Origin of the sequence: Streptomyces chartreusis NRRL 3882 (assembly GCF_900236475.1) — a bacterium.
GTDB lineage: Bacteria > Actinomycetota > Actinomycetes > Streptomycetales > Streptomycetaceae > Streptomyces > Streptomyces chartreusis_D.
In genome coordinates this window covers 6,132,581-6,156,429 of sequence record NZ_LT963352.1, presented here as the reverse complement: position 1 = coordinate 6,156,429, position 23,849 = coordinate 6,132,581, and the positions used below count along the sequence as shown (strand labels likewise).

Genomic DNA, 23,849 nt, shown 5'->3' with positions numbered 1-23,849 from the left:
CACGGCCCGCCTCTGCTGAGGGCAGCGTTCCCCGTGGGAAACAGTCGTGATGCTGCCGGGAAACACCGGCACCGCACGCTCAAGGACATGACCTCGAATGAGCGTGTGGTGGTGATCGGCACCGGCCTCGCGGGCGTACGGCTCGCCCGGCGGCTCGGTGAGCTCGGCACGCCCGCGTTGCTGATCGGCGAGGAGGAGCACCGGCCGTACAACCGGGTGCTGCTCGCCGAGGTGCTGGCCGGGCGTTACAGCCCCGAGGTGATCGCGCTGCCGGCGCCCGCGCAGGCCGTGCGCGGCCGGGTCGTCGGCATCGACCGCGACGAGCGCACCGTCGAGTGCGCCGACGGCACGGTGATCGCATACGACCGGCTCGTCCTCGCCACCGGATCCAACCCCGTACTGCCGCCCCTGCGCGGCCTGTTCACCCCCGACCACGTGCTGCCCGAGGGCGTCCACGCCTTCCGGACCATGGACGACTGCCTGGGCCTGTCCAAGGCGGTCCGGCCGGGGGCGCGGGCGGTGGTCATCGGCGGCGGGCTCCTCGGGGTCTCCGCGGCCCGCGCGCTCGCCCTGCGCGGCGCCCAGGTCGTCCTGGCCCAGCAGTCCGAGCGGCTGATGGAGCGCCAGCTCGACCCGGCCGCCTCCAAGCTCGTCAAGCGGCACCTGACCGACCTGGGCGTCGAGGTGCACACCGAGTGCCGCGTACGGGACGTGCGCTGCGTCGGCGGCGCCGTCCGCTCCGTGGAGATGGCCGACGGGTACGCGCTCGACGCCGACCTCGTCGTGGTGGCCTGTGGGGTGCGCCCCCGGGTGGGCCTCGCGCAGGCCGCCGGCCTCGACGTCCGCAAGGGCGTCGTCGTCGACGACGAGCTGCGCACCTCCGACCCCTACATCCACGCCATCGGCGACTGCGCCCAGCACGACGGCGTCCTCTACGGCCTCGCCGCTCCCGCACTCGAACAGGCCGACGCGCTCGCGGAGCTGCTGGCCGGCGACGCGGACGCCCGCTACACCGGCACCCGCTCCCTGACGCGACTCACGCTGAACGGGCACGACAGCCCCTTCGACCTCGCCGCGTTCGGCGAGACGGAGGCGCTCCCGGGCGACGACGTCGTCCAGCTCACCGACGCCACCCGCGGCACCTACCGCAAGGTCGTCGTCCGCGACGACCGCCTGGTCGGCGGGGTCCTCGTCGGCGAACTCGGCACCGTCGGCGCGCTCGCCCGCGCCTGGGAGGGAGCAGAGCCGCTCCCCTCCGACGGCGGCCCGCTGCTCCACCTGCTTACCAACGATGGAGGCTCCTGAATGACCGCCAGCCTGGGGGCCACCCCCACGATCGTGCTCGTCGGCCACGGCATGGTCGGCCAGCGCTTCCTCGAAGCGCTCGCCGAACGCGGCCTGACCGCCACGCACCGCGTGGTCGTGCTCTGCGAGGAGCCGCGCCCGGCCTACGACCGCGTCCAGCTCACCTCGTACTTCTCGGGCAAGACGCCCGAGGACCTGTCCATGACGGACCTGCGGTTCATCGAGGACCACGGCATCGAGCTGCACGTCGGCGACCCGGCGGAGACGATCGACCGCGAGGCGCGCCGGGTGACCGCCCGTTCCGGTCTCGTCGTCGACTACGACGTGCTCGTCCTGGCCACCGGCTCGTACCCGTTCGTGCCGCCGGTCCCGAACAAGGACGCCGAGGGCTGCTTCGTCTACCGCACGATCGAGGACCTCCTCGCGATCGAGGAGTACGCCAAGAAGGCGACGACGGGTGCCGTGGTCGGCGGCGGTCTGCTCGGTCTGGAGGCCGCGGGCGCGCTGAAGGGTCTCGGACTCACCTCCCACATCGTGGAGTTCGCGCCCCGTCTGATGCCCGTCCAGGTCGACGAGGGCGGCGGCGCCGCCCTGCTGCGCACCATCGAGGAGATGGGCCTGAGCGTCCACACGGGCGTCGGTACGCAGGAGATCGTCGTCGGCGAGGACGGCGCCGTGACCGGCATGAAGCTGTCCGACGGCTCCGAACTCGCCACCGACATGGTGGTGTTCTCCGCCGGTGTCCGCCCCCGTGACCAGCTGGCCCGCGACTGCGGCCTGACGGTCGGCGAGCGCGGCGGCATCAGCGTCGACGAGCAGTGCCGTACGGTCTCCGACCCGCACGTGTTCGCGATCGGCGAGTGCGCGCTGGCCGCCGACGGCCGGGTCTACGGCCTGGTCGCGCCCGGGTACGAGCAGGCCGAGACGGCCGCCGCGACGATCGCGTCGGACGAGGCCGCCTTCACCGGCGCCGACCTGTCCACCAAGCTGAAGCTGCTCGGCGTGGACGTGGCGTCCTTCGGCGACGCGCACGGCACCGCCGAGGACTGCCTGGACGTCGTCTACTCCGACTCCCGCGCGGGCCTGTACAAGAAGCTGGTCATCGGCCGCGACGGCACGCTGCTCGGCGGCATCCTGGTCGGCGACGCGGAGGCGTACGGCACGCTGAAGGCGTTCACCGGCTCGGTCCCGCCGGTCGCGCCCGAGGCCCTCGTCCTGCCCGCCGGCGCCGGCGCCCCGGCCCAGCTCGGCCCGTCCGCGCTGCCCGACGACGCGATCATCTGCTCGTGCCACAACGTCTCCAAGGGCGCGATCCGCGGCGCGGTCACCGACCACCAGTGCACGACCGTGCCCGAGGTGAAGAAGTGCACCAAGGCCGGCACCGGCTGCGGCTCCTGCGTCAAGGTCCTCGGTCAGCTCGTCAACGCGGAGCTGGAGGCCGGCGGCATCGAGGTCGACAAGGGCCTGTGCGGCTGCTTCTCCCAGACCCGCGAGGAGCTGTACGAGATCGTCCTCGCCCTGCGCATCAACAGCTACCAGGAGCTGCTGGACCGGCACGGCCGCGAGGAGGCCAGGGGCGGTGACGGCTGCGAGGTCTGCAAGCCGGCGGTCGCCTCGATCATCGCCTCCCTCGCCCCGGCGATCGGCGCCAGCGGCTACGTCCTGGACGGTGAGCAGGCCGCCCTCCAGGACACCAACGACCACTTCCTGGCCAACCTCCAGAAGAACGGCTCGTACTCGGTCGTCCCGCGCATCCCCGGCGGTGAGATCGCCCCGGAGAAGCTGATCGTGATCGGCGAGATCGCCCGCGACTTCGGCCTCTACACGAAGATCACCGGTGGTCAGCGGATCGACATGTTCGGCGCCCGCGTGGAGCAACTGCCCCTGATCTGGGCCCGCCTGGTCGACGCCGGCTTCGAGTCCGGCCACGCCTACGGCAAGTCGCTGCGCACGGTGAAGTCCTGCGTCGGCCAGACCTGGTGCCGCTACGGCGTCCAGGACTCGGTCCGCATGGCGATCGACCTGGAGCTGCGCTACCGGGGGCTCAGGTCGCCCCACAAGCTGAAGTCCGCGGTCTCCGGCTGCCAGCGCGAGTGCGCCGAGGCCCAGTCGAAGGACTTCGGCGTGATCGCCACCGCCAACGGCTGGAACCTGTACGTCGGCGGCAACGGCGGCGCCACGCCCCGCCACGCGGACCTGCTCGCGCAGGACCTGTCGGACGCCGAACTGGTCCGGCTCATCGACCGGTTCCTGATGTTCTACATCCGCACGGCCGACCGTCTGGAGCGCACCTCGACCTGGCTGGAGCGGATCCCCGGCGGCCTGGACCACGTGCGGGACGTCGTCGTCCACGACTCGCTCGGCATCTGCGACGAGCTGGAGAAGCTGATGCAGGCGCACGTCGCGCACTACCGCGACGAATGGGCGGAGACCATCAACGACCCCGAGAAGCTGGCCCGGTTCGTCTCCTTCGTGAACGCGCCGGACACCCCGGACCCGGTCGTCGCCTTCGTGCCCGAGCGCGACCAGATGAAGCCCGACCTGCCGCTGCTGTCCATCGGCATGCGACCCGCCGAAGACGTACTGGAAGGAAGCGCCCAGCGATGACCCTGGCACCTGAGACCACCGATCTGAAGGTCGAACTCGCTCTGGACGGCGACTGGTTCACGGTCTGCGACCTGAGCATGCTGCTCCCGGGCCGGGGGGTGGCCGCACTGCTGCCGGACGGCCGCCAGGCGGCGATCTTCCGGGACCGCACCGGTGAGCTGTTCGCCATCGACAACCGCGACCCGTTCACCGGCGCGGCGGTCCTCTCCCGCGGCCTGACCGGCACCCACCGGGGCCGCCCGTTCGTCGCCTCCCCGCTGCTGAAGCAGCGCTTCGACCTGGCGTCCGGGCAGTGCCTGGACGACGAGGCGGTACAGGTGACGGTGTACAAGGTCCGCACCGCCTGACGGTCGGTCCGGACAGACCATCGCGCGCAGGATCCCCGCCCGGCCACGGATGCCGGCGGGGATCCTGCGCGCTGACCGTTTCCGGCCGGGTACTCGACGATCACCACACCCCTGTACGGCAAGCTGTCGGAGCTGCACGGCCGCAAGCCGTACTTCCCGATCGCCATCAGCATCTTCGTGGTGGGTTCGGCGGCGAGCTCCTTCGCCGGCTCGATGACCGAACCGGCCTGGTACCGGGCGTTCCAGGGGCTCGGCGCGACGGCCACGACATGGAACTGGCCCACCCGGCCGAGTGAGCGAGGCCACGGATCACTTGACCGAACGTTCCAGAAAAGCCTAGGCTCCACCTCGTGGCCAGGACCAAGGAGTTCGATCCGGACGCCGCGCTGCAGGCAGCCCTCGAGCTGTTCTGGCGGCGCGGCTACGAGGCGACCTCGATGTCCGACCTCGTCGAGCACCTCGGCATCGGGCGCGCCAGCCTCTACGCGACCTTCGGCAACAAGCACGAGCTGTACCTGAAGGCGCTGGACCGCTACCAGCAGACCTGTGACCCGCAGCTTCTGCGGGAGCTGTCCCGACCGGGGCCGGCCCTGCCCGCCGTACGGGCGGTGGTACGCCGTTTCGCCGCTGAATCCGCGGCCGACGAACGCCGTCTGGCCGGCTGCTTCGTCGTCAACACGGCCACCGAGCTGGCCCCCCACGACACGGCCGCGTGCCGCCGCGTGGAGCACAGCTGGGACCAGCTGGAGACCCTGCTGCACTCGGCCCTGCTCCGCGCGCAGGCGCAGGGCGAGCTGGACCAGGGCCGCGATCCGCGCACCCTGGCCCGGATGCTGCTCGTGCTGATGCAGGGGCTGCGGGTCGTCGGAAAGGCGTCGGCGGATCCGGCCCGGGTCCGGGACGCCGCGGAAGGGGCCCTGGCACTGCTCGACTGAGAACCGGGCGCCCGCGAGGGCGCCTTTTTCACGCCCTCATACTGAACCGATCAGTCAAGAAAAGAGAAGATCATGACCCACCGTTTCACCGGCAGGACCACCCTCGTCACCGGCGGCGGATCCGGCATCGGACGCGGTATCGCCCTCGCGTTCGCCGCCGAGGGCGCGAACGTCGTCGTAGCCGGGCGGCGCCAGGAGCCGCTCGACGAGACCGTGGCGCTGATCGAGGCGGCGGGCGGAAAGGCCCTCGCGGTCACCGCCGACGTCACCCGCGCCGACGACGTGCGGGCCCTGGTCGACGCCGCCGTGGACCGCTTCGGCTCGCTGGACGTGGCGGTGAACAACGCCGGGGTCCTGGAAGCCGCCGGAACTCCCGTCGCGGACGTCCCCGAGGACGCCTGGCGCCGGATGCTCGACATCAACGTCACCGGCGTCCTGCTCGCCCTCCAGGCCGAGGTGCGCCAGATGCGCACCCAGCCCGGCGGCGGCGCCATCGTCAACATCGCTTCCCGGATCGGCGTCCACGGCCGCATCCCCGGCACCACGGCCTACGGCGCCACCAAGGCGGCCGTGTCGGTCCTCACGCGCGGCGCCGCCCTGGACCACATCGCCGACGGTGTCCGCATCAACGCGGTGTCGCCCGGCGCCACCGCCACGCCCATGTCGCTCCAGCCGGGCGAGACGGAGGCCGGACGCGCGGAGCGCATGAGGACCGCGGTCCCGCTCGGCCGGGTCTCCACGGTCGAGGAGACGGCGGCCGCCGTGCTGTACCTGGCTTCCGACGACGCGGCATCGGTGGTGGGCACGGACCTGGTGGTGGACGGCGGCTCCACGGCCTGAGCGCGGACCTGATGGTGGAGGCGGCCCCACGGCCTGAGCGCGAAACGCCCCCTGGCGGACCCGCTGCTGGCAGGCTGGGCACATGGTCACGCAGCCGAACGACTGGTCCGGGCTCTCCTGGCTGGGCCCCCCGATCGACGCCCGCGCGCTGTTCGGTCCCGAACTGGACGCCCTGCTTGGGCTGTTGCGGGGACTGGGGCCGACGCAGTGGGCGCGGATCGCCGTGCCCGGGTGGACCGTGCACGACGTCGCCGCGCACGTCCTCGGCGACTGCTCCGCGCGCCTCGGCCGCCGCGAGTTCGGCGCGTTCGCGCCGGGCGAGACCCTGGAGGCGTTCATCCACCGCTCGAACCAGGAGTGGGTCGACCGCCACCGGGACATGGACCCGGCCTCGCTCGTCGACGCCCTGGAAGAGGCCGGCACCGAACTGGCCCGCCGCTTCGCACACGCCGACCTCGACGCGCCGTCCCTGGGCGTGTCCTGGGCCGGGGCGGACCCGGCGCCGATGTGGCTGGACTGTGCCCGGGAGTTCACCGAGTACTGGACGCACCGCCAGCAGATCCGGCACGCGGCCGGGCTGGGCACCGACCCCGCGCCGCGGGCCCTGTCCATCGTGCTGGACACCTTCATGCGGGCCCTGCCCCACACGCTGCGCGACACCGCCGCACCGGCCGGCACGCGGGTGCAGGTGACGGTCCCCGGCCCGGGAGGAGGCACCTGGAGCGTGACCGCCGGGGCGGAGGGCTGGTCCCTGGCGGAGGACCCCGGCGCCCGGCCGGCGGCAGCCGTCGTGGAGCTGGACACGGAAACCGCCTGGCAGCTCTGCACCCGGGGTGTCGAACCGGCCACCGCTCTCACCCGGGCCCGGGTCGATGGCGACCGGCGGCTCGCCGAGGCCGTGGGCCGGATCGTGTCGATCGTCTACTGATCAACTGCCGTGCCCGGCTGTCGAGTTGCTGTCGACTTCACCGACTCGGCTGCCATGCCGGGGTCGTTCACGTTTCATCGAGTCACCTCACCGCCTTCCTTCCACGAAAGGCCCGACCATGACTCGGAACCACACCCGGCCGTCCCGGCGGACCGTGCTCGGCGGGGCCGTCGCCGCGCTCGCGGTGGCCGCCGGCACCGGCACGGGGCAGGCCGCCGCCGGGACCCGTTGGCCCACCGAGTTCCCGCTGCCCGACGGCTGGCTCCCCGAGGGGATCACCATAGGCGGCAGGCCGTACGCGTACATGGGCTCGCGCGCCGACGGCGCGATCTACCGCACCGACCTGCGCACCGGCGAGGGCGGGGTCCTGCACGAGGGTGCCGCCGGTCTCGCGTCCATCGGGCTGAAGCTGGACCGGGACGGCCTGCTGTACGTGGCCGGCGGCGCCGGAGGCACCGCGCGGATCGTCGACGCGCGCACCGGCGAGCTGCTCACCACCTACCGACTCACCCGGGACGCCGCCCCGTTCGTCAACGACGTCGTGCTGCACGGCGACCGCGCCTGGTTCACCGACTCCCGTGCGGCCGTCCTCCACGGCGTGCCGCGCGGCCGGCGGGGCGAGGTCCGCTCCCTTCCGCTCACCGGCGAGTGGGTGCAGGCGCCCGCCGGGACCAACAGCGCCAACGGCCTGGTCGCCACACCCGACGGCCGCGGCCTGATCGTCGTCAACGCGGGTCGGCTGTACCGCGTGGACCTCAGGACCGGCCACGCCACCGAGGTCACGCTGCGGGGCGCGCCGGACGTGGCGGGCGGCGACGGCCTGGTCCGCCTCGGCCGCACGCTGTACGTCGTCCAGAACCGCCTGAACAAGATCACGGTCTGGGACCTCGACCGGAAGGCCACCACCGCCGGCCTGACCAGGACGATCACCGACCCCCGCTTCGACGTCCCCACCACGGCCGCCCGCCACGGCAACCGCCTCTACCTGGTCAACGCCCGCTTCACCAGCCCGCAGACGCCGGAGACGACGTTCAACGCGGTGGCCGTGTCCCTGTGAGGGTCACGCCGTCAAAGCGCCGTACGTCACGCCGGTCAGCTCCTCGGACGCGGCCCACAGTCGCTGCCCCGCCGCGTCGTCGAGGGTCCAGGGCGCCCGCCAGGACGGTGCGGGGGCCCCGCGCCACATCGCGATGTGCGGGCCGGTGAAGGAGTCGGGCCGTACGCCGGGTTCCGTCGCCGCGTACAGGATCGGGAGCGCGCCCGCCTCGGCCGGCTGGGCGACGACCCGGTTGGCGATCCGCACGAGCCGCTCGGCGGCCCGGCGCCCCTCGGCGAGCGGCCCGGTGGTCTGGAGATTGGTGGCCGCGTACCCGGGGTGGGCCGCGGCCGCCACCAGGCCCGTGCCGTGCGCCGCCGCCCGGCGCGCCAGCTCGTGCGTGAACAGCAGGTTGGCCGTCTTGGAACGGGCGTAGGCGATCCAGCGCCGGTAGCGGTGCTCGCTGTTGAGGTCGTTCATGTCGATGTTGGCGAGGGCGTGCATCCCGCTGGAGACGACCACGACCCGGGCCCCCGGCGCCGCGAGCAGCGCGGGCAGCAGCAGGCCGGTGAGGGCGAAGTGCCCCAGGTGGTTGATCCCGAACTGGGTCTCGAAGCCGTCCGCCGTCGTCCCGTACGGCAGCGCCATCACCCCGGCGTTGTCGACGAGCACGTCCAGCCGCTCGTACGGGAACCCGGCCGCGAACTCGCGTACGGAGGCCAGGTCCCCGAGGTCGAGCCGGCCCAGCTCGACCCGGGCCTCGGGCAGTTCCGCCCGGAGCCGGTCCACGGCCGCGTTCCCCCGGGCCTCGCTGCGGCACGCGAGCACCACCCGCGCGCCCTTGCGGGCCAGTTCCCGTGCCGTGACGAGCCCGATCCCGCTGTTGGCGCCGGTGACGACGGCGACGCGGCCGCTCTGGTCCGGGATGTCCCCTGTGCTCCAGCCTGGCATGGCAGGCTCCCTTCGCCGGTGGCCGTGATCCAGCCTACGAGGAGGAGTTGGGGCGAGACGGACCCGGGGCACCGGCCCCGGGCCGGGGTCAGCCCACGGGGCTCGACCGCTGGTCGTCCGGGAGGGGCCGGGTGTCGAGGTAGAACCACTCGGCGTCGGCGGTGGGCCAGGGGGAGGGCGGGGCCGGTGCGGACGGTGGTGCGGACGGTGGTGCGGACGGTGGGGACGGTTCCCTCACCGGTTCGCCCCACGGTTCCTCGGCCATGGCCGTGACAGGCCGTTTGGGCAGCGGTGCCTGGGCGTCTCCCGCGGGCGCCGCGGCCCGGTCACCGGTCGGCTTCGCCTCGCCCGGCATCAGCAGCTCCACTCGCAGCCCCAGTCCCCGCTGCTGGGCGGTGAACTCCTCGACCTGGTTGCGGCAGGCGTGGTCCAGGTGGGTCACGCCGGTCAGGTCGAGCCGGATCCTCGGCTTCCCGGACGCGGCGGCGGCCTCAAGCGCCTCGATCACCTTCGGCAGCCGCAGGAACGTCGCGTTGCCGGCCATGACGACCTTCGCCGTGTCGTCCTCGACGTGCTGGCGGATCGCGGTCTGCGACATGCGCAGCGCCGCCAGCACGATGCCCGCGGCGAGGCCGATCAGCACGCCCTCCAGCAGCGCGGTCACCACGATGACCAGTGTGGTCAGCGTCATCACCGCGAACTCGCCCTTGTCCTGGCGCCACATCTTCGGGAACTCGGCGGGCCCGAACAGCTTCCAGCCGCTGTGCACGAGGACACCGGCGAGCACCGAGATCGGGATCAGCGCGAGCACCTGCGGCAGCAGCAGCGCGAACGCGAGCAGCCACAGGCCGTGCAGGGTGCGGGAGAGCCGGGTCTTGGCCCCGGCCTGGACGTTGGCCGAACTGCGGGCCACGACCGCGGTGATGGGGAGCGCGCCGAGGATGCCTGCGACGGTGTTCCCGGCGCCCTGGGCGATCAGCTCGGTGTTGTAGCGGGTGCGCGGGCCGCTGTGCATACGGTCCACCGCGGCGGCCGTGAACAGGCTCTCGGCGGACGCGATGACCGTGAAGGTGAGGATGGCGGTGATGATCGCCCCGTCCGCGAGCCCGGCGAACTGCTCCGGCCCGGGCAGCGACACGGACGCGAGCAGATTGCCGACTTGGAGCGTCTTGACGTCCACGCCGGGCAGCGCGGCGACCACGATGCCGATGCCCACGGCGACCAGCGCGGCGGGGATCCTCCCGGCCGGGCCCGGCACCTTCTTCCACACGAAGCTGAGCACGATCGTGACGACACCGAGCAGGGTGGCGATCATCGCCTGTCGGTCGGTCAGGATGCCGGCCAGCAGTCCGGGGATGCCGGCCATGTTCTCGATCGCGGTGCCCGGGGCCTTGGCGTCGGCCATCGGGTAGGCCTGGCTGAACATCAGCGGCACGCCGATGCCGGCCAGCATGCCCTGGACGACGGCGACCGAGATGGCCTGGAACATCCGGCCGAGCCGCACCAGTCCCAGGATGATCTGGAGGAGGCCGGCGAACAGCACGATCACGCCGAGCATGGCCACGCCGACCTCGGCGACGGTCTCCGCGACCAGCGCGGCGAGGCCGGCTGCCGGCCCGCTGACCTGGAGGGTACTGCCGCGTGCCGCGCCGACGACCAGACCGCCGATCACCCCGGAGATGATCCCGAGCTCGGCGGGCACGCCGGAGGCGACGGCGACGCCGATGCACAGCGGCAGAGCGACGAGGAAGACGACGAGCGAGGCGGTGATGTCGGTGACGAGATCACCCTTGGCCCCGGCCTTGCCGCCGGCGCCCTTCACACGGCTGATCAGCCCACCCAGCACACCGCCAGAGCCGCCCCCCGGGTCACGGGAGGAACCGCCCGACCCCCGACGCGCACCGCCTCCCGCCCGGTCGCCACCCGCGCCACCGGACGGACCCCCCGACCGCCAACCCGCACCGCCTCCCACCGAATCCCACCCCGGCTCACCACCCGGACCACCCGACCGCCAACCCGCACCGCCTCCCACCGAATCCCACCCCGGCTCACCACCCGGACCCCCCGACCGCCAACCCGCACCGCCCCCCGCCGAATCCCACCCTGGGCCACCACCTGGACCCCCCGCGGGACCAGCCGCCGGACCACCCGACCGCCGACCCGCAGCATCCCCCGCCGAATCCCACCCCGGGTCACCACCCGGACCCCCCGACCGCCAACCCCCAGGGCTCCCCGCCGAGTCCCCGACCAGGCCACCGCCCGCACCACCCGACCGACCCCCCGTCAAACCGCTCGCCGGTCCGTCCGATCCCCAGCCTGCGGCACTTCCCGCCGAACCACCTCCCGGCCTGCCGGGCCCCCAGTCCGAGACACCCCCGTCGGAACCTGCCGCTGCCCAGTCCGCCGCGTCCCCGCCGCGATCACCCGGCCCCCAGCCCCCCGAGCCCTCTGCGAAACCGCCCGCTCCTCCATCCCCGGAGCCCTCCGCGGAGCCGCCCGACCTCCAGTCCGAAGCACCGCTCCCGGCATCAGCCGATCCCCAGCGCGCGGCACCCCCCTCGGAAGCAGCACCCCAACCCCCCGCGTCTCCCGCAGGGCCGGCCTGCCGGCCCCCCGGCGCGGCACCGCTCCTTACCCGCCCCCGCGCATGCGCCCCGCTCACGCGGCATGCACCCGGAAGGCGCCGTCGTCGCCGAGTTCGTAGACGAACCCCGTGTCGACCTCGTAGTACCAGCCGTGCAGCCGCAGCCGGCCCGCGTCGAGCCGCTGTCGCACCACCGGGTAACTCCGCAGCGCGGCCAGCTGGTTGACGACGTTGCCCTGGGAGACCTCCGGCAGCGACGGGTCGTCCGGCGCGGACTCCAGTACGGGGGTGAGTTCCGGGCGGGCGATGTGGAGCCAGGCGTCCACGCCGGGCAGCGCGGACAGGTCGTCGCCGGACTTCAGCGCGCCCATCGCGCCGCAGTGTGAGTGACCGCACACCACGATGTCCTGAACCCCGAGCACTTCCAGTGCGTACTCGATGGTGGCCGCCTCGCCCGAGGCCCCGGGCCGTCCGTAGGGCGGCACGATATTGCCCGCGTTGCGCAGCTCGAATATCTCCCCGGGCCGCGCACCCGTGATGAGTGCGGGTATGACACGGGAGTCCGAGCAGGTGATGAACAACGCCTCCGGATATTGCCCTTCGGCCAGTTTCCGGTATTCGCCGCTGTCGAAATCGACACGCGTCCTGAACGTGCGGGCACGATCCAGCAATGCCTTCAACTTCGCCTCCTGAACTGCCGTTTCGTTCTGTGCACCCCACCGTAGACGGACGACGTACAGAGGAAGGTTAAGCGAGCTCCAGCGCCCGGCCAGGAATTGAACATTCTTTGTCCGGATACCCAGACGAACGGTCATCTTGTAGCGTGTGAACTCCAGGGCGGAAATTGCGAATTCACGCTGCCCGGATTTATGTCGGCTTCACGGAGAGACAGGACGTATGGGCCTACGAGTGCTGCTCATCGAGGACGACGAGACGATCGCCGAGCCGCTCACCGAAGGGCTGGGACACTTCGGGCTGACGGTCGATCATGTCGCCACGGGCACGGACGGGCTGAGAGGCCCGTACAACGACGTCGTCCTGCTCGACCTGGGACTGCCGGACATGGACGGCATCGACGTCTGCCGCGGCATCAGGCAGGTCTCGGACGTGCCCATCGTCATCCTCAGCGCCCGTGGCGAGGAGGCCGACCGCGTGCTGGGCCTGGAGCTGGGCGCCGACGACTACCTGGCGAAACCATTCAGCGTACGGGAGCTGGTGGCCCGGGTCCGGGCGGTGACCCGCCGCACGCAACGCACCCGGCAGACGTTCCCCGAGCCCTCGGGCACCCCGGGCACAGCAGGCGCAACCGGCGAGTCGAGCACGCCGGGCACCGCCGAGCCGCTGCCCCACGTACCGGCCCCCGGCCCCCCGCACGACCCGGGCCCCCTCGTGGTGGACCGCCGTACCCGCCAGGTCTGGGTCGGCGACTCCCCCGTGCTGCTCACCCCCAAGGAGTTCGACCTGCTGGCGCTCCTCAGCGAGGACCCGGGCGCGGTCTACTCGCGACAGCAGATCCTCGACCGCGTCTGGGATCCGCACTACGACGGCCCGACCAAGACGCTGGACGTCCATGTGGCCGCGCTGCGCCGCAAGCTGGGGCACCCGGCGTGGATCAGGACACTGCGGGGTGTCGGCTTCCGGCTGGCGGTGCACACCGGGCCGAACGCCCCGCAGGTGGCATCTCCATGACCCGCCGGCTGCTGTTCAGCTATCTCACCCTCGCCGCGCTGGTGCTGCTCTGCCTGGAGATCCCGCTGGGCTTCGTCTACTCGCGCGGTGAGCGGGAGCAGGTGGTCAACGCGGCGAAGGACGAGGCCGAGTCGGTCTCCGCGTACGCCGCGCTGTCCCTCGCGGCGGGCCGGGCCGAGGGGGACCTGCCCGCACGGGTGGCGCACTGCGCGAAGCGCATCGGCGGGAAGGTGGTGATCGTCGCCGCCTCGGGCGCCACGCTCGCCACCTCGCATCCGATCGACACCTCGGTGTCCGGCGCCCTGGCCGACCGTCCGGGCATCGCGGCCGCGCTGCGAGGCACCTCGACGGTGGATGTGCGTACCTCCACGATCGGCGGGGTCGAGTACCTGTCGGTGGCCGCGCCGGTCGGTCAGGAAGCGCGGCCGGTGGGTGCCGTGTGGCTGACGGTGCCCACGCGGACGGTGCACGAGCGGGTCCACCACGTGTGGCTGTTGCTCGTCCTGGGCGGGCTGGCCGTGCTGACGGCGGTGGCCGTGGTCGGCTTCGCCTTCGCCCGCTGGGCCGGTCGCCCCATCCGCGAACTGGAGCAGGCGACGCACGACTTGGCGGAGGGCGGCGGCCGGTTCACCCCGGTGACGATCACGAAGGGCCCGCCGGAAGTACGCAGTCTGGCCGCGGCGTTCAACCGCACCGCGGCCCGCCTCGCCCATCTGCTCGCCTCCCAGCGGGCGTTCGCCGGCGAGGCCTCGCACCAGCTGAAGACCCCGCTCGCGGCGCTGCGGCTGCGCCTGGAGAACCTGGAGCCGGACGTCGCCGCCCGGGCCCGGGGCAGCCTCACGGCGGCCGTGACGGAAACGGACCGGCTCGCCCGGATGGTGGAGCACCTGCTGGCGATGGCCCGGCTGGAGGAGCACGCGGCGATCCCCGCCACCGTCGATCTGGGCGCGGTGTGCGCGGAACGGCACCGCACCTGGCAGCCCCTCTTCACACGGGAGGACGTCTCCCTCGTGCTCTTCGCGGGCGGCGTCGGCCCGGTGCTGGCGGTGCCGGGGGCCGTCGAGCAGATCATGGACAACCTCCTGTCCAACGCCCTGCGGGCGTCCCCGCCCGGCAGCACCGTCACGATCGAGCTGCGGGTGCCGGCCCCGCCCCGGCGGGCCCTGCGCGACGGCCGCCCCCGCTGGGTCGACCTGCACGTCACCGACGAGGGCCCGGGCATGACGGAGGATCAGCGGGCCCGCGCCTTCGACCGTTTCTGGCGCGCCCCGGGCGCTCCCAAGGGCGGCTCGGGACTCGGGCTCGCCCTGGTGCAGCGCCTCGCCCACGCCAGCGGCGGCGAGGCGACCCTGCACGCGGCGGCGACGGGCGGCCTGGACGTGGTGATCCGTCTGCCGTCCGTACGACCACCGGCCGAGGGCCACGGACCGGGCACGGACCGCCCGAGGGGCGCCCGGAGACAGCAGGCCCCGGCGCTGCCCGCGTGAGCCCGCGAAGGACGAGGCGAGGCCCGCCGGCTCCTGGCCCCACAGGCGGCACACAGCATGCCGTTCCACGGCCACGAGTTGGCCATGCCCCGTCAACCCGGCCCGCTTAGCGTTCCTCCCGCCTCCCCCCACGCACAACCCTGCCGTCGACCGGCGGCGGGGCGGTACGGCACCTCTTGGAGTGAGAGTGGAACGTCGTAGCCTCCTGCGTGCGGCCGTCCTCGGCGGCACCTCGGCCGCCCTCGGCGGAACTCTGTGGCGCGGGGCCGCCTACGCGGCCCCCGCCCAGCCCGGCACCGGCCCCTACGGGCCGCTGGGCTCCCCGGACGCCAACGGCATCAGACTCCCCAGCGGCTTCACCAGCCGGGTGATCGCCCGCTCGGGCCAGCGGGTCGGGAGCACGTCGTACACCTGGCACAACGCCCCGGACGGCGGCGCCTGTTACGCCGACGGCACGGGCTGGATCTATGTCTCCAACTCCGAGATCAACCCGTCGGGCGGCGCGAGCGCGGTGAGGTTCTCCTCGACCGGGGCGATCACCGGCGCGTACCGCATCCTGTCCAACACCCGCCAGAACTGCGCCGGCGGCAAGACGCCGTGGGGCACCTGGCTGTCCTGCGAGGAGGTGGACCGGGGCTACGTCTACGAGACGGACCCCTGGGGCACGAAGGCGGCGGTGCGCCGCGACGCCATGGGCCGCTTCAAGCACGAGGCGGCGGCGGCCGACCCGGTCCGCCAGGTCATCTACCTGACCGAGGACGTCACCGACGGCTGCTTCTACCGCTTCCGCCCGACGACCTGGGGCGACCTCTCCTCCGGCACGCTGGAGGTCCTGGTGGCGGGCAGCGGCACCAGCGGCCCGGTCACCTGGGCCCGGGTCCCCGACCCCTCCGGCGCGACCGCCACGCGCAGCCAGGTCTCCGGCGCCAAGCACTTCAACGGCGGCGAGGGCTGCTACTACGCGGACGACACCTGCTGGTTCACCACAAAGGGCGACAACCGCGTCTGGCAGTACGACGCCGCCGCCCAGACCATCGACCTCGCCTACGACGACTCCCTGGTGACGAGCGGCACGGCGCCCCTCACGGGTGTCGACAACGTCACCGGCTCCGCCTCCGGAGACCTCTTCGTCGCCGAGGACGGCGGCAACATGGAGATCTGCGTCATCACCCCCACCGACGTGGTCGCCCCGTTCCTCCGCGTCGACGGCCAGTCCGGCTCGGAGATCACGGGTCCGGCCTTCTCCCCGGACGGCACGCGCCTGTACTTCTCCAGCCAGCGCGGCACCAGCGGCAGTTCCTCGGGCGGCATCACCTACGAGGTGACGGGCCCGTTCCGCTCGTAACGGCACCACCCGCCTTCACCTGATCATCACAAGATGGTCACCTCTCCCTCATCCGGGGCCGCTCGGACCTACGGTCATCCCCTCACGTACCACTACTGGGGGGATGACCATGAGCAATCCGTACACGGGCCCGCACGCCGACCCGTATCCCGTGCCGCCGGCGCCGCAGCCCGTCCGGCCGGCGCCCCGCTGGGCGCGGAAGCGCTACCTGCTGCCCGCCCTCGGCCTGGCCTGGTTCATCGGCGTCGGTATCGGCGCCTCCGGCGACAAGACGGCCGACGCGAAACCCGCGGCCGCCAGACCGCAGCCGACCGTCACGGTCACCGCGACGACCACCGCCACCGCGACACCACTCGCGAAGAAGCCGGAACCCGCCCCCACGGTCACCGCCACCAGGACCGTCAGAGCCACCACCACCGTCACCGCACAGCCGGCCGCGGGCGGCGGCTCCGACGACGACGGATCGAGCGGATCGGGCGGCTCGGAGGACGTCTACTACGCGAACTGCTCCGCCGTCCGTGCGGCCGGAGCCGCCCCCATCCACCGTGGTGAACCCGGCTACGCCTCACACCTGGACCGCGACAACGACGGGATCGCCTGCGACACGTGACACGAGTACGCCGGTGACCATCGGCGCGTCCGGCCGTTCCACCGTTTGGGCAGCTCGTCCCGGGCTGCCCGGACGACGGAAGGAACACCACCGTGGACACGACCGTGCCCGCCACCGACGTACAGCGCGTGCTGCCGCGTGACGAGTGGGTCAAGACGCTGCCGCAGACCATCGTCGCGTCGTGCGTGCTGCTCCTCGACGCGGAGGACCGGATCCTGCTGCTGCGCTACGCCGAGGGCGAGCCCGGTGCCGGGCTCTGGGGGCTGCCGGGCGGGATGCTCGACCACGGCGAGGACCCCTTCGGTGCCGCGTGCCGGGAGCTGCACGAGGAGACCGGCATCGTCCTGGACCGGGCGCCCCGGTTCATCGGCTACGACCACCGGGCCGATGTGAAGGGCACGGGCCCGGTGATCGACTTCTACTTCCACGGCGGCCGTGTCGCCCCCGGGCAGACCGTCAGGCGCAGCGGCGAGCACGACCGAGACGGCCTGTTCGCCCTCGCCGACCTGGAATCCCTCTCGCTGTCGACTCCCCTGCCGGCCCTCACGGCGCTGCACACGGCCGCCCTGACGGGAACCGTCGTCTGCCTGCGGGAAGGACTGCCCCGGTGACAGCGGCCGGGCTTCGGCGAGCCAGGCGTGGGCCGGCCCGGGGGCCGGTCCCAGCAGGTGTCCCGGTCAGCCGTACATCGCCACGCGGAAGAGAGTCGCCAGCGCGTCGTCGATGGGGTGGGGCTGCGGCTTGCCGGAGGAGTCGAGCCTGTTCCACCTCTGCAGGTTCACCGCGACGGACAACTGCCGCCTGCCGTCGGCACGGGTCATGGCCAGCGCTCCGCCGCCCCAGACCGTGCCGCCATGGCCCCAGAAGGTGCCCGGACCGGGACCTTCCATCGGGTGCAGGCCGAGGCCGTAGCGGATCGTCTTTCCCTCCTGGGAGACGACCGGGACGGTGCGTCGCATCTGCGCCAACGACGACGGGCTGACGATCTCACCGGCCAGCAACAGGCCGAAGAAGCGGTTGAGGTCCTTGACGGTCGATATCAGCGAGGCCGACGGCCCCACCCATGACATGTCGTACACGCTGTAGTCGCGCGGCGGGTCGATCATGCCGAACCACGACTCGTAGAGCTGCGAGTGCGGCCCGTCGACGTACGGTCCGGCGGGGAATCCGGTGTCCCGGAGCCCGGCGCGCTCGATGACGTTCCGGGTGATGTACCGCTCGGCCGTAGTGCCCGTCACCTGTTCCAGGAGTGCGCCGAGGAGCAGGTAGTTGGTGTTGGAGTAGACCCCCGGAGCACCACCCGGGGCGCCGACGGCAGGTGCGGCGACCCCCATCTCGATCAGTTCAGTGGGGTCGAACCGCGTGAACCGGTGGTCGTCCAGGCTCTGGGGCCCGGTGTCCGCGAGGGCGGGGAACGCCCTGAGGGAGGGGTAGGCGTACGGGAGGTACTCGGCGAGGCCGCTGGTGTGGTTGATCAGCATCCGGACCGTGATCGCGTCACCGCGTTCTCCGGGCACCAGCTTCGGCAGGTACCGGCCGATCGGTGTGTCGAGACCGATCCGACCGCTCTCGACCTGCTGCAGAACCGCGGCGGCGGTGAAGGTCTTGGTGATGCTGCCGACGCGGTGCCGCATGTCGGCGGTGACGGGACGGCCGGTGGCGACATCGGCGACCCCGGCGGCGCCGCGCCAGACCTGGTCGCCGTCTCGCACCTCGGCGAACAGGCCCGGCATCCCGGCGCGGTGGACGTCTTCCATGGCGGCGTTCAGGGCCGCGCAATCCAGTGGGCTCTTCACGTCATGCGTCCTTTCGTGTTGCCCGCCCGGTACACCCATGTCCCCATTATGCACGCGGTGCGTGCAACACCAAGTGCACAAGTAGTCTGGGGTCCGGCGAGAGGAGCAGAGATGGCAGGCCGAAGGCGTTGGTCGACCGAGGAGATCCTGGATGCGGCGGCGGAACTGCTGCGCACGAGCGACGCGGATTCGTTCAGCGTGCGCAAGCTCGCCGCGGCCCTCGGGACGGATTCCTCCAGCCTCTACCGGCACTTCCGCAGCAAGACCGAACTGCTGCGCGCGGTCGCCGACCGGATCCTCCTGGCCGCGATGGACGGCTACCGCCCCGAGGGCGACTGGAAACAGCGCATCACGGCCCTGGCCCTGCGCGTGAGGGAGGCCTTCGGACGGCAACCGCAGCTCGCCGCGGTCTGGGGACGCTACGCCTCGTCCGGCACCGGTTCCCGGATGGTCATGGAAGAGGTGCTGCAGGCTCTGCGCTCGGCGGGACTGCCCGACGAGGAGATCCCGGCCCGCTACCACCGGCTCGCGGTCCTCATCGCCGCGTTGATCGCCTCCGAGGCCGGGGTCAGCACCGTCACCCCCGGAGAGGCCGAACAGGGCATGGAGCTGTTTCGCGTCGCGGTACTCGGCGCCGACCCCGAACGCTTCCCGGCCCTGGCCCACTTCGCCCGCGACGTCCGTCCCCTCGGGATGGATCGCCGCGCCGCGTTCGAAGAGATCCTCGCCGCCCAACTGGCCCACATCGAGGCCGCGACCCGCCCGAGCTAGCCGACCGCCTCAGGGGTTTCGGCACACGAGAGCGGGGGCGCATCTCCGCACAAGATGCGCCCCCGCTCTCCTCCGTGCTCCGGAGCCGCCGCGATCGGTGAGGGTCGGGGACCGTCGACGGCTCCGGGTCCTGAGCTGCCCGCAGGGGCCACAGCGAGGTGGCCCCGCACGGGCCACGGTCTACCGGTGGTCGCTGCCCTGCGACTGGACCGCCGCCCGGCCCGCCTCCAGCCGGGCCACCGGGATGCGGAACGGGGAGCAGGAGACGTAGTCGAGTCCCACCTCGTGGAAGAAGTGGACCGACTCCGGGTCGCCGCCGTGCTCGCCGCAGACGCCGAGCTTGAGGTCGGGGCGGGTCTCACGGCCGGCCTTGGCGGCGAGCTTCACCAGGGAGCCGACGCCGTCCTTGTCGATCGTCTCGAACGGCGAGACGCCGAAGATGCCCTTCTCCAGGTACGCGGTGAAGAAGCTGGCCTCCACGTCGTCACGGGAGAAGCCCCACACCGTCTGGGTGAGGTCGTTCGTGCCGAAGGAGAAGAACTGGGCGGCCTCGGCGATCTGGCCGGCGGTCAGGGCGGCGCGCGGCAGCTCGATCATCGTGCCGATGGACAGCTTGAGCTGCGTGCCCGAGGCCGCCTCCACCTCGGCGATGACCTTGTCGGCCTCCTCGCGCACGATCTCCAGCTCCTGCACCGTGCCGACGAGCGGGATCATGATCTCGGCGCGCGGATCGCCCTTGGCGGCCTTGCGCTCGGCGGCGGCCTCGGCGATCGCCCGGACCTGCATGGTGAACAGGCCGGGGATGACGAGGCCCAGGCGCACGCCGCGCAGACCCAGCATCGGGTTCTGCTCGTGCAGCCGGTGCACGGCCTGGAGGAGGCGCAGTTCGTTCTCGTGCGGCTCCTGGCGGGACTCGGCGAGCGCGACCCGCACCGACAGTTCGGTGATGTCGGGCAGGAACTCGTGCAGCGGCGGGTCCAGGAGGCGGACGGTGACCGGGAGGCCGTCCATCGACTCGAAGAGCTGCACGAAGTCCTGCTTCTGGAGCGGCAGCAGTTCCTTCAGGGACTCCTCGCGCTCGGCCTGGGTGTCGGCCAGGATCAGCCGCTCCACCAGCTCGCGCCGGTCGCCGAGGAACATGTGCTCGGTGCGGCACAGGCCGATGCCCTGGGCGCCGAAGCGGCGGGCGCGCAGCGCGTCCTCGGCGTTGTCGGCGTTGGCCCGCACCCGCAGGCGGCGCTTGCGGTCGGCGAACGCCATGATGCGGTGGACCGCCTCGACCAGCTCGTCGGCGTCCTCGGCACCGGCGTGCATCCGGCCCTCGAAGTACTCCACGACCGGGGACGGCACGACCGGTACCTCACCGAGGTACACCTTGCCCGTCGAGCCGTCGATGGAGACGACGTCGCCCTCCTCGACGACGTGCCCGCCCGGCACGGTCATCCGGCGGCGCTTGGTGTCGACCTCCAGCTCCTCGGCGCCGCAGACACAGGTCTTGCCCATGCCGCGCGCGACGACGGCGGCGTGGGAGGTCTTGCCGCCGCGCGAGGTCAGGATGCCCTCGGCGGCGATCATGCCGTCCAGGTCGTCGGGGTTGGTCTCACGGCGGATCAGGATGACCTTCTCGCCCGACCGCGACCACTTGACCGCCGTGTAGGAGTCGAACACCGCCTTGCCGACCGCCGCGCCCGGCGAGGCCGCGATGCCCCGGCCGACCGTCTCGACCTTGGCGCTCTCGTCGAAGCGCGGGAACATCAGCTGCGCGAGCTGGGCGCCGTTGACGCGGGTGAGCGCCTCGGCCTCGTCGATCAGGCCCTGGTCCACCAGCTGGGTCGCGATCCGGAAGGCCGCGCCCGCCGTGCGCTTGCCGACCCGGGTCTGGAGCATCCACAGCACACCGCGCTCGATCGTGAACTCGATGTCGCAGAGATCCTTGTAGTGGTTCTCCAGCGTCTCCATGATCTGCATCAGCTGGTCGTACGACTTCTTGTCGATCTGCTCCAGCTCCGCGAGCGGCACGGTGTTGCGGATGCCCGCGACCACGTCCTCGCCCTGCGCGTTCTGGAGGTAGTCGCCGTAGACGCCCTGGTGGCCGGAGGCGGGGTCCCGGGTGAACGCCACGCCCGTGCCGGAGTCGGGGCCGAGGTTGCCGAAGACCATCGAGCAGACGTTGACGGCCGTGCCGAGGTCGTGCGGGATGCGCTCCTGGCGGCGGTAGAGCTTGGCGCGGTCGGTGTTCCAGGAGTCGAAGACCGCGTGGATGGCGAGGTCCATCTGCTCGCGCGGGTCCTGCGGGAAGTCCCGGCCGGCCTCGGTCTTGACGATCTTCTTGAACTTGGTGACCAGCTTCTTGAGGTCGGCCGCCTCGAGCTCGGTGTCGACCGTGACCTTCTTGGCCGCCTTGGCCGCCTCCAGCGCGTCCTCGAAGAGCTCGCCGTCGACGCCGAGGACGGTCTTGCCGAACATCTGGATGAGGCGGCGGTAGGAGTCCCAGGCGAAGCGGTCGTCGCCGGCCTGCTTGGCCAGGCCCTGCACCGACTTGTCGGACAGGCCGATGTTGAGGACGGTGTCCATCATGCCCGGCATGGAGAACTTGGCGCCCGAGCGCACCGACACCAGCAGCGGGTCGTCGGCCTGGCCGAGCTTCTTGCCCATGCGCTGCTCCAGCGCGTCGAGGTGCGCACTCACCTCGTCACGCAGTGCCGCCGGCTCCTCGCCGCTTTCCAGGTAGACCTTGCACGCCTCGGTGGTGATCGTGAAGCCGGGCGGGACGGGAAGGCCCAGGTTCGTCATCTCGGCGAGGTTCGCGCCCTTGCCACCGAGGAGGTCCTTGAGGTCCTTGTTGCCCTCGGTGAAGTCGTAAACGAACTTCACGCCCTCAACACTCTTACCGTGCTCAGCTACGTGGGGATCTTTGTTTTCCGACACGGGTCTCGACTCCTCGAGGACGCGGTGGCTGCCCTGACGGCGAGGAACATACCCAGATCAAAGGCGTCTGGGTACGTCCACTCGCGCGTCATACGCCTGTAACCACTCGTCCGCCAGCGGATCGAAAGTCAAGGCTCGGCAAGCGATCACAGCCGTATGTTTTCACTTCTTGAACGCAGGAACCTCCATTGAGCCCGCTGAGCGCTCAAACGAGCGGGGTTCGGCACGCTTGATTTCGCTCGATGAACGATCAAAGGGTGGCACTCAGTGCCACCCTTTGGAGAAGTGCAGCCGCTCAAGATCCGCTCATCTGAGCGCAACCCTTATCAAGGGTGGCGAGAATCACGTTGCCACAGCCGACCGGATTTCACCATGCGGACGCGTCTCGGGGCTGAAATGTCCCGGTCACACCCCGAGCGCGCGCAGCCGCTCCTCGACCCGCTCGGGGGCGTAGAGGTGCTCCACGACCATCGCCCCGGCCCCGACCAGCCCGGACCGCTCGCCGAGCCGCGCCGTCACGACGTCCAGGTGGGCGGTGGAGCGGGGCAGCGCCCGCTGGTAGAGCAGTTCGCGCACGCCCGTGAGGAAGGGGGTTCCGGCCAGATCCCCGGCGATCATCAGCACCCCGGGGTTGAGCAGGGTCACCACGGTCGCGAGTACGTCCCCCACCCGGCGCCCGGCCTCCCGGGCGAGGCCGACCGCCTCGGGATGCCCGGACGCCAGCAGGTCCCGCACGTCCGAGCCGGACGCCGCCGGCACCCCGGCCTCGGCCAGCCGCCGCGCCACCGCGCCACCGCTCGCGATGGCGGCCAGACAGCCGTAGGAGCCGCACCGGCACAGCGTCTGGGCGCCCTCCGGCACCCGGATGTGCCCGATGTCCCCGGCGCCCCCGTCGATGCCCCGGAAGACCGCGCCGTCCACCACGACCCCGGCACCGATGCCGGTGGAGACCTTGACCAGCACGAAGGCGGAGCAGTCGGGATAGCCGGTGCGCTGTTCGCCGTACGCCATGAGGTTGGCGTCGTTGTCCACCAGCACCGGCACCGCGGCGGCGCCCGTGTGCTCGGTGAGCGCCCGGGCCAGCCGGCTCCTTATGTCGTAGCCGTCCCAGCCGGGCATGATCGGCGGCTGGACGACGCGGCCGGTCTCGGTGTCGACCGGGCCGGGCACGGCGAGCCCTACGCCGCACACCGACTCGGCCCCGCGGCCGGTCTTCTCCAGCAACTCGCCGAACCAGCGGCCGAGTTCTCCCAGCACGACGTCCGGCCCGTCCTCGACGACGAGGGTGCCGGAGTGCTCGGCGAGGATCTCGCCGCTCAGCGACAGCACGGCCGCCCGCGCGTGCCGGGTGTCGAGGTCGGAGGCCAGGACCACCGCGTGCTCGTCGTCGAACTCCAGGGTGATGGAGGGGCGCCCGCCCAGCGGGGAGTCCACCGGCCCCCCGGCGCCCTCGCGCAGCCAGCCCGCGCGGAAGAGCCGGTCGAGCCGCTGCCCGACGGTGGCCCGGGACAGTCCGGTCGCCTGCTGGAGCGCACCCCGGGTCACGGCGCGACGACTGCGCACCAGTTCGAGCAGTTCGCCGGCACTCGCCTGGCCGGTACCTCGTCCCGTTCTGACGGGCCGTCCGGTCATGCACACCCCCTTGTGTTTCTCAACCTTGCCTTACATAGTGGGTTTTGCGTGTTAAATA

General features: G+C 72.1%; 19 protein-coding genes. 13 read left to right on the top strand and 6 right to left on the bottom strand.

Going from position 1 to position 23,849, the window contains the following annotated elements:
* Positions 1 to 87 precede the first annotated feature (87 nt).
* The 7 genes from SCNRRL3882_RS27830 to SCNRRL3882_RS27800 all read left to right on the top strand — a co-directional run bounded on the left by SCNRRL3882_RS27830 (position 88) and on the right by SCNRRL3882_RS27800 (position 8,019).
* On the top strand, positions 88 to 1,305 hold the full coding sequence (locus SCNRRL3882_RS27830; protein WP_040903442.1) for an NAD(P)/FAD-dependent oxidoreductase: 1,218 nt from the start codon (positions 88 to 90) through the stop codon (positions 1,303 to 1,305).
* A complete protein-coding gene (nirB, locus tag SCNRRL3882_RS27825; RefSeq protein WP_010042208.1) occupies positions 1,306 to 3,912 on the top strand; it encodes a nitrite reductase large subunit NirB in 2,607 nt (868 codons plus the stop codon).
* Positions 3,909 to 4,259, top strand: coding sequence for a nitrite reductase small subunit NirD (nirD, locus tag SCNRRL3882_RS27820; protein WP_010042206.1), 351 nt, complete (start codon positions 3,909 to 3,911; stop codon positions 4,257 to 4,259). The genes nirB and nirD overlap by 4 nt, the downstream gene beginning before the upstream one ends.
* A 350-nt stretch (positions 4,260 to 4,609) precedes the next feature.
* On the top strand, positions 4,610 to 5,194 hold the full coding sequence (locus SCNRRL3882_RS27815) for a TetR/AcrR family transcriptional regulator (protein WP_010042203.1): 585 nt from the start codon (positions 4,610 to 4,612) through the stop codon (positions 5,192 to 5,194).
* Positions 5,195 to 5,266: 72 nt separating this feature from the next.
* The gene (locus SCNRRL3882_RS27810) at positions 5,267 to 6,034 is read left to right on the top strand and encodes an SDR family NAD(P)-dependent oxidoreductase (protein WP_010042201.1); all 768 of its coding nucleotides are present in this window, start codon (positions 5,267 to 5,269) and stop codon (positions 6,032 to 6,034) included.
* A gap of 82 nt (positions 6,035 to 6,116) precedes the next feature.
* On the top strand, positions 6,117 to 6,962 hold the full coding sequence (locus SCNRRL3882_RS27805; protein ID WP_010042199.1) for a maleylpyruvate isomerase family mycothiol-dependent enzyme: 846 nt from the start codon (positions 6,117 to 6,119) through the stop codon (positions 6,960 to 6,962).
* Positions 6,963 to 7,080: 118 nt separating this feature from the next.
* The gene (locus SCNRRL3882_RS27800; RefSeq protein ID WP_010042197.1) at positions 7,081 to 8,019 is read left to right on the top strand and encodes an SMP-30/gluconolactonase/LRE family protein; all 939 of its coding nucleotides are present in this window, start codon (positions 7,081 to 7,083) and stop codon (positions 8,017 to 8,019) included.
* 3 nt (positions 8,020 to 8,022) lie between these two features.
* Here the strand turns inward: SCNRRL3882_RS27800 and SCNRRL3882_RS27795 are convergent, their stop codons facing one another.
* The 3 genes from SCNRRL3882_RS27795 to SCNRRL3882_RS27785 form a co-directional block, all read right to left on the bottom strand.
* A complete protein-coding gene (locus SCNRRL3882_RS27795; RefSeq protein ID WP_010042195.1) occupies positions 8,023 to 8,949 on the bottom strand; it encodes an oxidoreductase in 927 nt (308 codons plus the stop codon).
* A gap of 88 nt (positions 8,950 to 9,037) precedes the next feature.
* The gene (locus tag SCNRRL3882_RS27790; protein WP_231911181.1) at positions 9,038 to 10,771 is read right to left on the bottom strand and encodes a SulP family inorganic anion transporter; all 1,734 of its coding nucleotides are present in this window, start codon (positions 10,769 to 10,771) and stop codon (positions 9,038 to 9,040) included.
* A gap of 836 nt (positions 10,772 to 11,607) precedes the next feature.
* On the bottom strand, positions 11,608 to 12,213 hold the full coding sequence (locus SCNRRL3882_RS27785; protein WP_020275163.1) for a carbonic anhydrase: 606 nt from the start codon (positions 12,211 to 12,213) through the stop codon (positions 11,608 to 11,610).
* A gap of 217 nt (positions 12,214 to 12,430) precedes the next feature.
* Between SCNRRL3882_RS27785 and SCNRRL3882_RS27780 the strand changes: the two genes are divergently transcribed.
* The 5 genes from SCNRRL3882_RS27780 to SCNRRL3882_RS27760 all read left to right on the top strand — a co-directional run bounded on the left by SCNRRL3882_RS27780 (position 12,431) and on the right by SCNRRL3882_RS27760 (position 17,275).
* Complete coding sequence (locus SCNRRL3882_RS27780; protein ID WP_029181337.1) at positions 12,431 to 13,222, top strand: response regulator transcription factor; 792 nt, start codon at positions 12,431 to 12,433, stop codon at positions 13,220 to 13,222.
* Complete coding sequence (locus SCNRRL3882_RS27775; protein WP_010042181.1) at positions 13,219 to 14,709, top strand: sensor histidine kinase; 1,491 nt, start codon at positions 13,219 to 13,221, stop codon at positions 14,707 to 14,709. The genes SCNRRL3882_RS27780 and SCNRRL3882_RS27775 overlap by 4 nt, the downstream gene beginning before the upstream one ends.
* Positions 14,710 to 14,896: 187 nt before the next feature.
* Positions 14,897 to 16,054 carry an alkaline phosphatase PhoX gene (locus tag SCNRRL3882_RS27770; RefSeq protein WP_010042180.1) on the top strand — a complete coding sequence of 386 codons (1,158 nt, stop codon included), beginning with the start codon at positions 14,897 to 14,899 and terminating at the stop codon, positions 16,052 to 16,054.
* Between the two features lie 109 nt (positions 16,055 to 16,163).
* A complete protein-coding gene (locus tag SCNRRL3882_RS27765) occupies positions 16,164 to 16,664 on the top strand; it encodes an excalibur calcium-binding domain-containing protein (protein ID WP_010042179.1) in 501 nt (166 codons plus the stop codon).
* A gap of 92 nt (positions 16,665 to 16,756) precedes the next feature.
* Complete coding sequence (locus SCNRRL3882_RS27760) at positions 16,757 to 17,275, top strand: NUDIX hydrolase (protein WP_010042177.1); 519 nt, start codon at positions 16,757 to 16,759, stop codon at positions 17,273 to 17,275.
* A gap of 66 nt (positions 17,276 to 17,341) precedes the next feature.
* Here the strand turns inward: SCNRRL3882_RS27760 and SCNRRL3882_RS27755 are convergent, their stop codons facing one another.
* Positions 17,342 to 18,499 carry a serine hydrolase domain-containing protein gene (locus SCNRRL3882_RS27755; protein ID WP_050810264.1) on the bottom strand — a complete coding sequence of 386 codons (1,158 nt, stop codon included), beginning with the start codon at positions 18,497 to 18,499 and terminating at the stop codon, positions 17,342 to 17,344.
* Between the two features lie 72 nt (positions 18,500 to 18,571).
* Here SCNRRL3882_RS27755 and SCNRRL3882_RS27750 point away from each other — a divergent pair, with 72 nt between their 5' ends.
* Positions 18,572 to 19,231, top strand: coding sequence for a TetR/AcrR family transcriptional regulator (locus SCNRRL3882_RS27750; RefSeq protein ID WP_010042171.1), 660 nt, complete (start codon positions 18,572 to 18,574; stop codon positions 19,229 to 19,231).
* A gap of 180 nt (positions 19,232 to 19,411) precedes the next feature.
* Here the strand turns inward: SCNRRL3882_RS27750 and ppdK are convergent, their stop codons facing one another.
* Both ppdK and SCNRRL3882_RS27740 read right to left on the bottom strand, forming a co-directional pair.
* Positions 19,412 to 22,159, bottom strand: coding sequence for a pyruvate, phosphate dikinase (gene ppdK / locus SCNRRL3882_RS27745; RefSeq protein ID WP_029181336.1), 2,748 nt, complete (start codon positions 22,157 to 22,159; stop codon positions 19,412 to 19,414).
* A gap of 405 nt (positions 22,160 to 22,564) precedes the next feature.
* Positions 22,565 to 23,791, bottom strand: coding sequence for an ROK family transcriptional regulator (locus SCNRRL3882_RS27740; protein ID WP_010042167.1), 1,227 nt, complete (start codon positions 23,789 to 23,791; stop codon positions 22,565 to 22,567).
* Between the last annotated feature and the right edge of the window lie 58 nt (positions 23,792 to 23,849).

Excerpts from the sequence above, each read along its gene's own strand:
- SCNRRL3882_RS27830 (WP_040903442.1), top strand. The coding sequence starts at position 88 with ATGACCTCGAATGAGCGTGTGGTGGTGATCGGCACCGGCCTCGCGGGC.
- nirB (WP_010042208.1), top strand. The coding sequence starts at position 1,306 with ATGACCGCCAGCCTGGGGGCCACCCCCACGATCGTGCTCGTCGGCCAC.
- nirD (WP_010042206.1), top strand. The coding sequence starts at position 3,909 with ATGACCCTGGCACCTGAGACCACCGATCTGAAGGTCGAACTCGCTCTG.
- SCNRRL3882_RS27810 (WP_010042201.1), top strand. The coding sequence starts at position 5,267 with ATGACCCACCGTTTCACCGGCAGGACCACCCTCGTCACCGGCGGCGGA.
- SCNRRL3882_RS27805 (WP_010042199.1), top strand. The coding sequence starts at position 6,117 with ATGGTCACGCAGCCGAACGACTGGTCCGGGCTCTCCTGGCTGGGCCCC.
- SCNRRL3882_RS27800 (WP_010042197.1), top strand. The coding sequence starts at position 7,081 with ATGACTCGGAACCACACCCGGCCGTCCCGGCGGACCGTGCTCGGCGGG.
- SCNRRL3882_RS27795 (WP_010042195.1), bottom strand. The coding sequence starts at position 8,949 with ATGCCAGGCTGGAGCACAGGGGACATCCCGGACCAGAGCGGCCGCGTC.
- SCNRRL3882_RS27780 (WP_029181337.1), top strand. The coding sequence starts at position 12,431 with ATGGGCCTACGAGTGCTGCTCATCGAGGACGACGAGACGATCGCCGAG.
- SCNRRL3882_RS27775 (WP_010042181.1), top strand. The coding sequence starts at position 13,219 with ATGACCCGCCGGCTGCTGTTCAGCTATCTCACCCTCGCCGCGCTGGTG.
- SCNRRL3882_RS27765 (WP_010042179.1), top strand. The coding sequence starts at position 16,164 with ATGAGCAATCCGTACACGGGCCCGCACGCCGACCCGTATCCCGTGCCG.
- SCNRRL3882_RS27755 (WP_050810264.1), bottom strand. The coding sequence starts at position 18,499 with ATGGGTGTACCGGGCGGGCAACACGAAAGGACGCATGACGTGAAGAGC.
- SCNRRL3882_RS27750 (WP_010042171.1), top strand. The coding sequence starts at position 18,572 with ATGGCAGGCCGAAGGCGTTGGTCGACCGAGGAGATCCTGGATGCGGCG.
- SCNRRL3882_RS27740 (WP_010042167.1), bottom strand. The coding sequence starts at position 23,791 with ATGACCGGACGGCCCGTCAGAACGGGACGAGGTACCGGCCAGGCGAGT.